This is a genomic window from Pseudomonas sp. IT-P294, from assembly GCF_949767865.1.
In the GTDB taxonomy this organism is placed as follows: Bacteria; Pseudomonadota; Gammaproteobacteria; order Pseudomonadales; family Pseudomonadaceae; genus Aquipseudomonas.
The window spans coordinates 150418-164266 of sequence record NZ_CATKQW010000059.1 but is presented as its reverse complement, the minus strand read 5'-3'; the positions used below and the strand labels follow the sequence as shown (position 1 = coordinate 164266).

Here is a 13849-nt window from a genome sequence, read left to right as displayed (position 1 = left end):
CTTGATGATCCAGATCCATCTTCCATTCCCCAGATCAGCGAGAACGACATGAACGTTAAAGAATTGACCCAAGAAGCCAGACACGAAGAAGCACTGAAAAAGTACTTGCTGGAATCGCCCCAGCTAGCCGAAGAGATCAAGGACCTGCCAGCCGACGATCAGAAAGACCAGATCCAGTGGGCGTTCGAGGATGAGGCGGAATCCCAGGGCTTGCAGCCGTGGGAGCTGACGCTCAAGTACACCTCGACCCCGGAAGAGTTCGAGGCTGCGCGCCTTGTACTGCACAAAGAGGCGGCCGAGGTCTTGGGCGTCGAATGGGAAGAGTACTGCGAGATGAACAATCTGGTGGTCTGACAAAAACGCCAGCCTCATGGGGCTGGCGTTTTTCATTCAGCCTGGTGTGCTCAGAGGCTTAAACGCATCGACAGATCGACAGCCTTCACATCCTTGGTCATCGCGCCGATCGAAATGTAATCCACTCCGGTCTCGGCAATCGGCAGCAACGTGCTTTCGTTGATACCGCCGCTGGCCTCCAGTTTCGCCTTGCCGCCGTTCAGGCGCACTGCCTCGCGCATGTCATCCAGGCTCAGCTCGTCAAGCATGATGATGTCAGCACCTGCGGCCAGGGCTTCTTTCAATTCTTCCAGGCTTTCCACTTCAATCTCGACCGGCTTGCCCGGGGCGATCTTGTGGGCGGCGTTGATGGCCTCGGGAATGCCACCACTGGCAGCGATATGGTTTTCCTTGATCAGGAAGGCGTCGTAGAGGCCGATGCGGTGATTGTGGCAGCCGCCGCAGGTCACGGCGTACTTTTGCGCCAGGCGCAGGCCAGGCAGGGTTTTGCGGGTATCGAGCAACTTCACCTGAGTCTGGGCAACGAAATCCGCCAGGTACTGCGCGCGCGTGGCCACGCCCGAAAGCAATTGCAGGAAGTTCAGTGCACAGCGTTCGCCGGACAGCAGCGAACGTGCCGGGCCTTCCAGATGAAACAGCGCTTGATTGGGTTTGACCCGTTCGCCGTCACGCACCTGCCAGTGCACCGCAACCCGAGGGTCCAGTTGCCGGAAAACCGCATCGACCCAGGCCGTGCCGGCGATGACAGCGGCGTCGCGGGTGATGATGGTCGCTTTGGCCAGGCGTTCGGCGGGGATCAGTTGCGCGGTGATGTCGCCGCTGCCGATGTCTTCGAGCAACGCACGGCGCACGTTGGCTTCGATTTCGGCGGTCAAGTCGGCGAGACGTAGATTCGGCATAACGGGCTCCACAAACAAAGTGGTCCGATTATAGGGCTATGGCGCGAAGCAACCCAAGGCATCAGAGGCGTCTCGTCGCTTGCAAACCTGCATTTGGTCGATTCATTTGAGTCATCGGCACAACGGCGGCGTCTTCCAGAAGCGTCTAATTCAATGGCAGGCACAGAGTCTGCTGGTACATCGGACACCTTTTGCAGATAATCCGCCTTGCTTTTGACGTCATGGCTTTGACGTAAATCTTGGATTCTCGACTATTCGAAGAATCACCGCTTCTGGAGGCCTGGATGCACAACGACGGGAATGTAGTGCCTTTGCGCAAGGCGGCTACCGATCAGGCGACACAATCGCCACTCGCCCGCCTGCCTGTGATTCTGCTTCAGGTTCGCGACAAGGCCACTCAACAGCTACGGCATGGTTTACAGGCGCTGTTCGATAACGCTGACGATACGCTATTCGAAATGGCCGATCGGGCGCGCAGCGATGTTGAACAGAACCTCTTTTTCGAAGCCATGCGCGACTTGCGACTCAAGCGAAAAAGCATTGAACGCGGTTTTCTCGAGCAATTCTTTTCGGCATTTGTCAGCCTCTCTCAGTACGACAGCAGCCGGTCGGCCTTGCCTCAGGCATTGGCGCTCGACTCCGATGCATTACCCAGTGACGATCTCGAGCGCAGCATCGCGGTGGAGGCCATGGTCGGCAAAGTGCTGAACCGCGACGGTTTCGCCCTCGACCAACTGACGGCCCGGCTCGGTGCGCTCTTGGACAAAGACCTGGACGATGAGCACAACCCGTTGGGGCCGGCGATGCTCTGTGAGTATTTCTTGCAGGCCGGGCGCAACCTCGGGGTGGAGATCAAGGTCAAGCTGATCATCCTCAAGCTGTTCGACCGTTATGTGCTCAGCAGCGCTGATCAGCTGTATGCCGAAGCGAATCAGTTGCTCATTTCGACCGGTGTTTTGCCAGACCTCAAGCCCGCCCCCATGCGTCGTTACACCGATCATGCGACGGCCAGTGCCTATGCCGAGCCGGCGCAGGCCACCGAGCATCCAGGCAACACGCTACTCGACGAGGGCGTGCAGGAAGTCTTCACCGCGCTGCAGGAGTTGCTGCTGCACGTACGCGGCAGCGTGGCGCCGACCCTGGAGGCCAGTGCCCAGACACAACCCATTTCCACCCACGACCTGTTGCGCCTGCTCTCGCACTTGCAGCAATACGTGCCGGCGGTGACGCTGCAGGACGATTTCGATTTGCGTAACCAGCTCGAACAACTGCTGACCCGTGTCAGCGTCAAGAGTGGCAAGTCGCGCGTGGTCGACGGTGCCGACGAGGACGTGATCAATCTGATCGCCATGCTCTTTGAATGCATCCTCGATGACCGCAACCTGCCGGATACCCTCAAGGTGTTGATTGGCCGTCTGCAAATCCCGATGCTCAAAGTCGCGGTGCTCGACAAAAGCTTCTTCAGCCGTACCAGTCATCCGGCTCGGCGTCTGCTCAACGAAATCGCCGCAGCCGCCATGGGCTGGGGGGAGTGCGATGACCATGAGCGAGACAGCCTGTACCTGCGCATCGAGCAGGTCGTGCAGCGCCTGTTGAGCGATTTTGTCGACGACCCAGCTATTTTTTCCGAACTGCTGGCCGATTTTCTCGCCTTTACCAGCGACGAGCGCCGACGCAGTGAGTTGCTGGAGCAGCGCACCCGTGACGCTGAAGAAGGCCGCGCCAAGACTGAATTGGCGCGCCAGCATGTCGAGCAGGCGCTCAATCAGGCGTTATTGGGCAAAGCGCTGCCCCAGGCAGTGGTGGCCTTCGTCCAGCAAGCCTGGAACAAAGTGCTGTTGTTGACCTGCCTCAAGCACGGTGAGCACTCCACGGAGTGGCACGCTGATGTGCAGACCATGGAGCAATTGATCTGGAGCGTGCAGCGTCATGCCGACCCTGGTGCGGGTATGCGTTTGTTGGCACTGGTGCCGGGATTGCTTAAGTCTCTGCGCGACGGGCTGAGCGCCTCGGCATTCGATCCGTTCGCCACCAGTGAGTTTTTCAGTGAATTGGAAGCCTTGCATCTTCAGTTGTTTGAAATTCCAGGACACGCTGTCGAACAGCCCATCGAGGCGCCGGTGATGGTCCAGGTGCTGGAAGAAATCGTACTGCGCAGCGCTGACGAGGGACCGGTCGATAGCGTGTCGGTGCGCTTGCCGGCGGACGATCCTGGCTTGCTTCAGGTCGATCAATTGCGTTTGGGCGCCTGGGTCGAGTTTCAGGAGGACGACGAAAACACCCTGCGTTGCAAGCTGGCAGCGATTATCGAAGCCACTGCAAAATATATTTTCGTCGATCGCACCGGGATGAAGGTGCTGGAGCATAGTCGCATCGGCCTGGCCCTTGAATTTCGCCGCGGCGCAGTCCGGGCGCTGGACGACACCTTACTGTTCGACCGGGCGCTGGAGTCGGTGCTTGGCAATCTGCGGCGCCTCAATCGCGCCAAGTGATCGCGCCCCAAGGGTCTATCGCGGCATACTGGGGGCCACACAGTCGTCGTTGAAGGAACCTGTATGCAGTTGGACCCCGCGAGTGGTTGGTGTCAGGGCGTGCGCTTGTGCCCCTCGCCCAATTTCAATGCGCGCCCCACGGGCGAAATTTCCCTGCTGGTGATCCACAACATCAGCCTGCCGCCTGCGCAGTTTCTCACTGGCAAGGTGCAGGAATTTTTCCAGAATCGCCTGGATGTCACGGAGCACCCATACTTTGAAGGGATTGCCGACCTGCGGGTGTCTGCGCACTTTCTGATTGAACGTGACGGCACTGTCACTCAGTTTGTCTCCTGTCTTGAGCGCGCCTGGCACGCCGGTGTATCGATTTTCGAGGGACGGGAAACCTGTAATGATTTTTCCCTGGGGATTGAACTCGAAGGCACGGATGATCTGCCGTTCAGCGATGCTCAGTATCAAGCGTTGACGGCGCTGACCCGCCAGCTGCAAAGCACTTTCCCGGCCATCACTGCACAGCGCATCTGTGGCCATAGCGACATCGCACCGGGCCGCAAAACGGATCCGGGACCTGCGTTCGACTGGGCACGCTATCGCGCCGCCCTGGCAAAAGAGGAACAACAATGAGTTTTCTTGTGCTGCTGCTGGCCGTCTGGATTGAGAAGTTCTCGGCCCTGCGCCATCGGGTTCAACGTGATGGCGGCTGGATACATGAACTGAACAAGCTTGAAGTCAGCCCGCGACTGATTGATCGGCCATGGCTGATCCTGATGGTGCTGGTGTTGCTGCCCGTGGCGCTGCTGGGTTTGTTGTTGGTGGTGCTGGATCCGGTGGCTTACGGGTTGCTGGCATTGCCGGTGCACCTGCTGGTGGTAATTTACAGTCTGGGGCGTGGCGATTTGCTGGCCGGTCTCGGGCCGTTTCGCGATGCCTGGCGCCGGGAAGACCTGCAAGCGGCAGCCCATGTGGCGAAACGCGACCTGGATATTTGCGCCGACAGCGGCGAGCAACTGCTCGAACGGGTCCAGGGCCATTTGCTGTGGGAGGCTTATCAAAGCTTTTTCGCCGTGATCTTTTGGTACTTCGTACTGGGACCGGTTGCCGCCCTCAGCTACCGACTGTTGGCGTTGGCCGAAGAGCACGGGCAGAACCCGGCCGTGGTCGAGCGCGCCAGCCAGTTGCGTCACGCGTTTGATTGGGTGCCTGTGCGCCTTCTGGCGGCCAGTTTCGCACTGGTTGGAAACTTTGTGGCCGTCAGCCGGGTGATGTTGCACGAACTGCTGAACTGGAACATCAGCGCTGCCCAGTTGATCGAAAAAGTCGGACTGGTTGCCGGTGAAATCCCTGCACCAGTCGTCGGACCGGACGGCATCAACAGCCTGGACCGGATCTGGGAGTTGCTGCTGCGTGCGGCGGTGCTCTGGTACGCCGGTTTTGCGCTGTGGACCGTCCTTCCCTGACACACCGATACCCGTAATCGTTGGCGCAAACTGCGTCAGCGGCTACGGGCACGCCCGCCCCTCGTTAACCTTAAGTTACAAAACCTCTCTCCGATTTGAGCTATACAAGCACAGCGCTCAATAGTGGCTATCTGCCGTAGGACTGCGCCTGCCAATAAAAATAAGAATTCAAAGGGAGACTTCCAGTGAAGAGCTTGCTCTATCCCGCCGTCGCGCTGATGAATCGCCTGAGCTTCGGTATGAAGTTCAGCCTGATCAGTGTGCTATTCCTCGTGCCGATGCTGGTGACCAACTTCTATCTGGTGCGCGATTCCTATCGTGAATTCCAGGGCACCCAGGTGGAATTGCAGAGCCTCGATCTACTGGGCAGCAGCCTGACTCTGCGACGGGACCTGGAAACGCTGAACAACTTGGTGCAGATCAATGTCACCCTCGGCCAGTCCGGCAAGGCCGGTAACGTCGAATCACAGATCAACACCCTTGGGCAAAGCGTGCTGAACCGTTTGCAGGGTATGACGGCGATGACCACCGATGTGGAGCAGATTGCGATTTTCGATGCCAAGCGCGACGAAATGATTGCCGCGTTCAAGGCCCAGCAAGCGGAAAATTCCCTGCAAAGCAAAAGCGGAATGATCGGAAAGTTGCTGGGCAGCGCGCAGATTTTCAGTCAGATCATCGCCAGTCAGGCCGGCCTGAGCCGCGACACTCAGAGCGACATGCGGCAACTGAGCGAACTCATTACCAACGTCACCCCACCCGTTACCCAGATCTTGGGCGATGGCCGCGCGATGGGTTCCTATTCGCTGGGGCAGGGCTTTCTCAATTCGTCGTCGAGCACGCGATTCGATGAGTTGCTGGCGCAGATCGAAAAGCTCCAGGGCGAATACGGTTTGAAGTTGCAGGACGCCATGGGCTCCAGCAAGTCGGCGCGCGAAACCCTGGCGGCCCTGGCCGATAGCAGTAAGGCGTCGCTGAAAAAGGCCAGTGAGCTGTTCGAAGAGCAGGTGGTGATGGCCGATACGCTCGATGCGCCATGGCAGGGCTTTTACGATCAGGTCACAGGCCTGATGGACAAGACCTACCAACTCAATGAAGCCACCCTGAAATTTCTCGGCACTCAGTTGCAGCAGCGACTGGAGCAGAACCGCACCCACATGGTTATGCAGGCCGTGGCGTTGACGGTGGTGTTTGTGCTGATTTTTTACCTGTACGGCGGCTTCTACGCGTCGACCCGCACCACCCTCAAACGGCTTGGGGCGACGTTGGACAAAGTGGCGGCGGGCGATATGACTGTCACGTTCCGCGCAGAAAGCCGCGATGAACTCGGCGAATTGGGCGAGGTGTTCAACGGCACGGTGAAGAAAATCCACGACCTGATCGAGCGCGTGGGGCAAACCGTCAATGAGGTCGAGCGCCAGGCCGGGCAGGTCGAAAGTGTCTCGGCTCGTAGCAACCAGGCCGTGGCGGGGCAGCGCTTGCAGATCGAGCAGGTTGCCACCGCCATGAACCAGATGTCGGCGACCTCGCTTGAGGTGGCGCGCAGCGCCGCCGCGGCGGTCAGCAGTGCCCACAGCGTCAACGACGAGACTATCAGTGGTCGAGGGCTGGTCGAGTCCCAACAGGGCAGCATCGCGCAGCTGGCCAGCGAGATTGACCAATCGGTGCGGGTGGTCAATCAATTGGCCAGCGACAGCCAGTCCATCAGCCGTGTACTGGAAGTGATCAAGAGCATTGCCGAACAGACCAACCTTCTGGCCCTCAATGCCGCCATCGAAGCCGCACGCGCCGGCGAGCAGGGCCGTGGTTTTGCGGTGGTGGCCGATGAGGTGCGGACCCTGGCCAAGCGAACGCAGCAATCGACCGAGGAAATCGAGCAGATGATCGCCAAGCTGCACAGCGGTGTCGGCGCTGCCGTGAAAGCGATGGGCATCAGCCACCAAATGGCCGATGGCACCGTCGGACAGTCGGAAAAAGTCCAGCAGGCGCTGGAAAACATTCTTGGCGCTGTCGGCATGATCGTCGACCAGAACCAGCAGATCGCGGCGGCGGTAGAGCAGCAGACTGCTGTTGCCCATGATATTGACCAGAACATCGTCGAGATCAATCGGGCCGGTGAGCGCACCGCTGAAGGCGCGCACCAGACGGAGGATGCCAGTCGCGCGTTGTCGGCTCAGGTGGTGGAGCTCAAGCAATTGATCAGCGCGTTCCGGGTGTGATTGCGCGCCGAACTTCAACGGTGGGAGCTGGCTCGCTCCCACCTTTTTTGTGTTGCGTCTGTAGTATTTTTTCCCTAATTAGGTCGGCAACTTCCTGATTTCCTGCAAGTTCTCTTTTTTTAGTCTTCAATGAAGGAAGATCAACCACTCTGACCCGCCCTGAGGAGGCTCGGTGATGTCATCTGCAACAATTGGAATCCAGGGGCGTTGCGCCCACTGCGAAACCACGCTTTTGCTCGAACCCTGGCAGCTCAACGCTATCGCGATCAACGAATCGTTCGCCTGTGCCCACTGCCATAAAGCGTTGAAATTGAGCGACCCGCATCAGATCAAACGCTTGAAGTCCGTCGACTCCCTGGCCATGTTGCGGGCAAGCACGCTGGTGACCGTGTGCACGGCATTGCTGGTGGCATTGGTGATGGAATGGATCAGGATAATCAGCGTGATCGAACAGCTGAATTTTTCGCTGATTGCGATTCTGATCTATTTCGGTGTCGTGCAATTCGCTCGGCACAAGCAACACATGACGCTGATTCTGGAAGCCGCCAAGGCTCACGCCGACTGATCACCAGTTGAACAGCGCACAGGCATTGGCCGTGCTCGTCTCGGCCAATTGTTCGGGACTGATCGCCATGATGTGCGCCAGTGCCGAGCAGATTGCCGGCAGGTGCGCGGGGGAGTTGCGTTGACCGGGAAACATCACAGGCGCCATGTCCGGTGAATCGGTCTCCAGAACCACTGAATCCAGCGGCAAATCGGCGAGCACGCGGTGCATGCGCAACGCTTGAGGCCAGGTGGCCGCGCCACCGAGGCCGAGTTTGAACCCCAGCTTGATGTATTCGCGGGCTTCTTCCTTGCTACCGGCGAACGCGTGAATGATCCCTGCGCGTTTGAGCTTGAACCGCTTGAGCGTGGCAACCACTGCCGCATGGCTGCGTCGCACATGAATCAGCGCCGGAAGATTGAAGTCCGCCGCCAGTTGCAACTGCGCTTCGAACAACGCCTGCTGGCGCCCGCGATCCAGGGTTTCGATGAAGTAATCCAGGCCGATCTCGCCCACGGCGCACAATTGCCGATGGCCGGCGAGTCGGGTCAGCCAATCACCGAGCGCCGCTAAATCTTCAGGGCGATGATCGTCCAGATACACCGGGTGCAAGCCGAATGCCGCATACAGGTCAGGATCGCTTTGCACCAGATCCCAAACCCGCTGCCAGTTACCCTGGAACACCCCCAGCACCACCATCCGCCGCACCCCGAGGGCGCGACTTTCGGTCAGCAGCGCCGCGCGGTCTTCGTCGAAGTCCGGAAAATCCAGATGAGTGTGGCTGTCGATCAGCTCCACGGTTCAGTCCTGGCGAATACGTTGCTTGAAGGTCCGCGCAATCGCCTGCACGCCGGGTTGGTAATCGGACTGCTCGATGGCAGCCAGCGCCAGCGCCAGCGCTTTGTCGGCGATCAGTTGGTGCTGCTGGGCCATGGCGTTGACCGGCAGTGGCAGGAAGTCCAGCAGCTGCGTGTCGCCGAAGGTGCCCAGGCGCAGCGGGCGGGTCTTGAGCGGGAAATCGTGCAAGGCATCGAACACGCCTTGAAGCAGCACGTAGGAGGTGGTCACCAGCGCATCCGGCAAATGCCCCAGGCGCTGGAGCAATTCTTCCATCAACTGTTTGCCGCATTCACGGCTGAACGACTCGCCGTGTTCAATCAGCACTTCGCCCTTGAACCCGGCCAACGCCTCTTTGAACCCCGCAGCACGCTCCTGACTGATGCTCAGCTCGGGACGCGCGCCAATCAACGCAATTTGCTTGGGCAGCGGGTCGAGCAGACTACGGGTCAATTGCAGGCTGGCCTCGCGGTCATCGCTGATCACTGAACAGAAATGCTCGGGTTCCATCACCCGGTCGATGGCAATGATCGGAATGCCTTTGGCTTGCAGCTGACGGTAGCTGTCGTCACCGGCCGGCAGACAGCTGGCAACGATCAGCGCATCGCAGCGTCGCGCGCGGAACAGTTTGAGCAATTGGCGCTCGCTGTCCGGCGCATCGTCCGAACTGGCGATCAGCAACTGATAGCCGCGAGCCCGGGCGCCTTGCTCGAGCAATTTGGCAATTCGTGCGTAACTGGGGTTTTCCAGATCCGGCAGAATGAAGCCCAAAGTGCGGGTGTGCCGACTGCGCAGCCCGGCCGCCTGGGGATTAGGTGTAAAACCATGTTGTTCAACGACGGCACGCACGCGCTCGACAGTGGCGCTGCTGATGCGTTGCTGTTCGGCCTTGCCATTGATGACGTAACTGGCGGTGGTAACGGACACACCGGCCAATTGTGCGATATCACTGAGTTTCAACTCGGGGGTTTCCTTGTTTTTCGCCCGACATTTTCGACAATCCTACCCGATTCGGACAGGTGACCATTGTCGCAACGTATCCGACAAGTTGGACTTCAAGGATGGGACATTATCGAGTAACGTGCCAATCATTCTAGATTAAACGATTCAGCAAGCGTATTTTCTACGTTATAGGTGCATTTGGACGGTTCTGCCGCGAAACCGCCAAAAGTTATGACCAAGCGCCTAAGCTGAATCATTCAAAACAATACCTGGCGCCTACAGGCGCCAAAAAGGAGAAAGCATGCTCGAGCTCACCATAGAGCAGATATCCATAGGCCAATCGGCTGTGGATAAGTCCGCAGCGTTGCACTTGCTGGCCCAACATCTGGTTGCCGATGGTTTGGTTGCCGAGGGTTATCTCGCGGGTTTGCAGGCGCGTGAAACCCAGGGCTCGACCTTTCTCGGTCAAGGTATTGCCATCCCCCACGGTACCCCGGATACCCGCGATCAGGTTTTTTCCACTGGCGTGCGCCTCATGCAGTTCCCCGAGGGGGTGGACTGGGGCGATGGCCAGATTGTTTACCTGGCGATTGGTATTGCGGCCAAGTCCGACGAACACCTGCGTTTGCTGCAACTGCTGACACGCGCCCTCGGCGAGACCGATCTGGGTCAGGCCCTGCGTCGCGCCAGCACCGCCGAAGCCTTGCTGAAACTGTTGCAAGGCGCGCCGCAGGAACTGGCGCTGGATGCACAGATGATTGGCCTCGGTGTTTCCGCCGATGACTTCGAAGAACTGGTCTGGCGCGGTGCGCGTTTGCTGCGTCAGGCGGATTGTGTGAGCAGCGGATTCTCCGCCGTCTTGCAACAAGTCGAAGCGCTGCCCCTGGGCGATGGTTTGTGGTGGTTGCACAGCGAACAAACCGTGAAGCGCCCCGGCCTGGCCTTCGTCACCCCGGACAAGCCGATGCGTTACCTCGGCCAGCCGCTCAGCGGCCTGTTTTGCCTGGCCAGCCTCGGCGAGGCGCATCAAGCCCTGCTCGAACGCCTGTGTGCGTTGCTGATCGAAGGTCGCGGCCACGAATTGGGCCGCGCCACCAGCAGCCGTGCGGTGCTTGAAGTCCTGGGCGGTGAGTTGCCGGCGGATTGGCCAAGCGCTCGTATCGCCCTGGCCAACGCCCATGGCTTGCATGCCCGCCCGGCGAAGATCCTTGCGCAACTGGCGAAAAGCTTCGACGGTGAAATCCGTGTACGCATCGTCGAGGGTCAGGACAGCGCCGTGTCGGTGAAGAGCCTGAGCAAGCTGCTCAGCCTTGGCGCCCGCCGTGGACAGGTGCTGGAATTCGTCGCCGAACCGAGCATCGCCGCCGACGCGTTGCCGGCCCTGTTGGCGGCCATCGAAGAAGGCCTGGGAGAAGAAATCGAGCCTTTGCCGGCGGTCAGTCAGCAGCGTGAAGTCTTCGCCGATGTCGCCGAAGTGCTGCTCGCACCGAAATCCGGCAGTCTGATTCAGGCTATCGCCGCTGCGCCGGGGATCGCCATCGGCCCGGCACATATCCAAGTGCTGCAAACCATCGAATACCCGCTGCGCGGTGAGTCTGCCGCCATCGAGCGCGAGCGCCTCAAACAGGCGCTGGCCGACGTGCGTCGCGACATCGAAGGGCTGATCGAGCGCAGCAAATCGAAGGCCATTCGCGAGATTTTCATCACCCACCAGGAAATGCTCGACGATCCGGAACTGACCGATGAAGTCGACACCCGTCTCAAGCAAGGCGAAAGCGCCGAAGCGGCGTGGATGGCGGTGATTGAAGCGGCGGCCAAACAACAGGAATCCTTGCAGGACGCGCTGCTCGCCGAACGCGCGGCGGACTTGCGCGACATCGGCCGTCGTGTGCTGGCGCAACTCAGTGGCATCGAAACCCCGAGCGAGCCCGACCAGCCGTACATTCTGGTGATGGATGAAGTCGGCCCGTCCGACGTGGCGCGTCTCGATCCGCTGCGCGTGGCCGGCATTCTCACCGCCCGTGGCGGCGCCACCGCGCACAGTGCGATCGTTGCCCGGGCGCTGGGTATTCCGGCGCTGGTCGGTGCAGGTGCGGCGGTGTTGCTGCTGGCGCCGGGCACGCCGTTGCTGATTGATGGCCAGCGCGGTCGCTTGCATGTCGATGCCGACGCAGCGACCTTGCAGCGTGCCACGCAAGAGCGTGACACCCGCGAACAACGTCTCAAGGCCGCCGCCGAACAACGCCATCAACCGGCGTTGACCACCGATGGCCACGCGGTCGAAGTGTTCGCCAACATCGGCGAGAGCGCAGGCGTCACCAGCGCGGTGGAGCAGGGTGCCGAAGGCATCGGCTTGCTGCGCACCGAACTGATTTTCATGGCCCACTCGCAAGCGCCGGACGAAGCCACTCAGGAAGTCGAATACCGTCGCGTCCTCGATGGCCTGGCCGGTCGTCCGCTGGTGGTGCGCACCCTTGATGTCGGTGGCGACAAACCGCTGCCGTATTGGCCGATCGCCAAAGAAGAAAACCCGTTCCTCGGCGTGCGTGGCATTCGCCTGACCTTGCAGCGACCGCAGATCATGGAAGCGCAATTGCGCGCCTTGTTGCGTGCCGCCGACAACCGTCCGCTGCGGATCATGTTCCCGATGGTCGGCAGCGTCGATGAGTGGCGCCAGGCTCGGGACATGACCGAACGCCTGCGTCTGGAAATCCCGGTTGCAGACCTGCAATTGGGGATCATGATCGAAGTGCCGTCGGCAGCGTTGCTGGCGCCGGTGCTGGCCAAAGAAGTCGACTTCTTCAGCGTCGGCACCAATGACCTGACCCAATACACCCTGGCCATCGACCGTGGTCATCCAACTTTGTCGGCCCAGGCTGACGGGTTGCACCCGGCGGTGCTGCAACTGATCGACATCACCGTGCGCGCCGCCCATGCCCATGGCAAATGGGTCGGCGTGTGTGGCGAGTTGGCGGCTGATCCGCTGGCGGTGCCGGTGCTGGTCGGCCTGGGTGTGGACGAACTCAGCGTGTCGGGCCGCAGCATCGCCGAGGTCAAGGCGCGCGTGCGCGAGCTCAGCCTGGCCCAGACCCGAATTCTCGCCCAGCAGGCCTTGGCCGTGGGCAGCGCGAATGAAGTGCGCGCATTAGTGGAGGCCCTGTAATGGCCAAGATTCTAACCCTGACCCTTAATCCGGCGCTGGACCTCACCGTCCAGTTACCGCTGCTGGCAGCAGGTCAAGTCAATCGCAGCGACGAGATGCACACCCACGCCGCCGGCAAAGGCGTGAACGTGGCGCAAGTGCTGGCGGACCTTGGGCATCAGCTCACCGTCAGCGGTTTCCTCGGTGAAGACAACCTGCAAGCGTTCGAAACCCTGTTCGCCAAACGTGGTTTTGTCGACGCGTTTATTCGCGTTCCCGGCGAGACGCGCAGCAACATCAAACTGGCAGAAAGCGATGGGCGCATCACCGATATCAACGGTCCGGGGCCGATGGTGGATGACGCCGCGCAACAAGCTTTGCTCGATCGACTCGAGCAGATTGCGCCGGGCCATGAGGCCGTTGTCGTCGCCGGCAGCCTGCCTCAAGGCATCAGTCCCGCGTGGCTGCAGGCGTTGATTTCACGGTTGAAAAACCTTGGCTTGAAAGTCGCCCTCGACACCAGCGGCGAAGCCTTGCGTGCCGCGCTCAAGGCCGGTCCCTGGCTGATCAAGCCAAACGCCGAAGAGCTGGCCGAGGTGCTGGGTTGCGAGGTGGTTTCGATCACCGCCCAAGCCGAAGCGGCGAGCCGTTTGCACGCTCAAGGCATCGAGCATGTGGTGATCTCCCACGGTGCCGACGGGGTGAACTGGTTCAGTGTTGGTTCGGCGATGCACGCCACGCCGCCCAAGGTCAGCGTCGCCAGTACGGTGGGCGCGGGCGATTCGTTGTTGGCCGGCATGCTTCACGGTTTGCTCAGCGCCGATACGCCTGAACAGACCCTGCGCACGGCCACGGCGATTGCCGCGATGGCGGTCACCCAGATCGGTTTCGGCATCAACGACGCCGCGCAATTGGCGCAGCTCGAACAGGGTGTGCGCGTGCGCCCCCTGACAGAACAATAAGAGG

The 13849-nt window shown here is 60.2% G+C and carries 11 protein-coding genes and 1 pseudogene; 9 read left to right on the top strand and 3 right to left on the bottom strand.

From position 1 onward, the window contains the following. Positions 1–48: 48 nt before the first annotated feature. Positions 49–354, top strand: coding sequence for a DUF6388 family protein (locus ACM6I0_RS30955; protein WP_285430772.1), 306 nt, complete (start codon positions 49–51; stop codon positions 352–354). A gap of 50 nt (positions 355–404) precedes the next feature. Here ACM6I0_RS30955 and nadC read toward each other — a convergent pair whose 3' ends face one another. Then, positions 405–1253 (bottom strand): carboxylating nicotinate-nucleotide diphosphorylase, encoded by an 849-nt coding sequence (gene nadC, locus ACM6I0_RS30950; RefSeq protein ID WP_285430773.1) that lies wholly within the window; start codon positions 1251–1253, stop codon positions 405–407. Positions 1254–1537: 284 nt separating this feature from the next. On the opposite strand from nadC, the gene ACM6I0_RS30945 reads away from it, so the two are divergent. The 6 genes and pseudogenes from ACM6I0_RS30945 to ACM6I0_RS30920 all read left to right on the top strand — a co-directional run bounded on the left by ACM6I0_RS30945 (position 1538) and on the right by ACM6I0_RS30920 (position 7983). After that, complete coding sequence (locus ACM6I0_RS30945) at positions 1538–3745, top strand: DUF1631 domain-containing protein (protein WP_414924057.1); 2208 nt, start codon at positions 1538–1540, stop codon at positions 3743–3745. 63 nt (positions 3746–3808) lie between these two features. Beyond that, entirely contained in the window at positions 3809–4369 is a 561-nt protein-coding gene (gene ampD, locus ACM6I0_RS30940; protein ID WP_414924056.1) for a 1,6-anhydro-N-acetylmuramyl-L-alanine amidase AmpD, read from the top strand. Continuing rightward, positions 4366–5202, top strand: coding sequence for a regulatory signaling modulator protein AmpE (gene ampE / locus ACM6I0_RS30935; RefSeq protein ID WP_414924055.1), 837 nt, complete (start codon positions 4366–4368; stop codon positions 5200–5202). The genes ampD and ampE overlap by 4 nt, the downstream gene beginning before the upstream one ends. Before the next feature lie 218 nt (positions 5203–5420). Next, a pseudogene (locus tag ACM6I0_RS30930) lies at positions 5421–6512 on the top strand (methyl-accepting chemotaxis protein); the annotation flags it as partial. Next, positions 6489–7418, top strand: a complete 930-nt coding sequence (locus ACM6I0_RS30925) for a methyl-accepting chemotaxis protein (protein WP_414924101.1) — start codon at positions 6489–6491, stop codon at positions 7416–7418. The pseudogene ACM6I0_RS30930 and the gene ACM6I0_RS30925, both read left to right, overlap by 24 nt. 175 nt (positions 7419–7593) lie before the next feature. Then, on the top strand, positions 7594–7983 hold the full coding sequence (locus ACM6I0_RS30920) for a hypothetical protein (RefSeq protein WP_414924054.1): 390 nt from the start codon (positions 7594–7596) through the stop codon (positions 7981–7983). On the opposite strand, the gene ACM6I0_RS30915 is transcribed toward ACM6I0_RS30920, so the two are convergent. Both ACM6I0_RS30915 and cra read right to left on the bottom strand, forming a co-directional pair. After that, a complete protein-coding gene (locus tag ACM6I0_RS30915; RefSeq protein WP_414924053.1) occupies positions 7984–8760 on the bottom strand; it encodes a TatD family hydrolase in 777 nt (258 codons plus the stop codon). It abuts the gene before it with no gap. Between the two features lie 3 nt (positions 8761–8763). Beyond that, positions 8764–9759 carry a catabolite repressor/activator gene (gene cra / locus ACM6I0_RS30910; protein ID WP_222589750.1) on the bottom strand — a complete coding sequence of 332 codons (996 nt, stop codon included), beginning with the start codon at positions 9757–9759 and terminating at the stop codon, positions 8764–8766. 283 nt (positions 9760–10042) lie between these two features. Here cra and ptsP point away from each other — a divergent pair, with 283 nt between their 5' ends. Further along, the gene (gene ptsP, locus ACM6I0_RS30905; protein WP_414924052.1) at positions 10043–12904 is read left to right on the top strand and encodes a phosphoenolpyruvate--protein phosphotransferase; all 2862 of its coding nucleotides are present in this window, start codon (positions 10043–10045) and stop codon (positions 12902–12904) included. Then, on the top strand, positions 12904–13845 hold the full coding sequence (gene pfkB, locus ACM6I0_RS30900; RefSeq protein WP_414924051.1) for a 1-phosphofructokinase: 942 nt from the start codon (positions 12904–12906) through the stop codon (positions 13843–13845). The genes ptsP and pfkB overlap by 1 nt, the downstream gene beginning before the upstream one ends. The last annotated feature ends 4 nt before the right edge of the window (positions 13846–13849 follow it).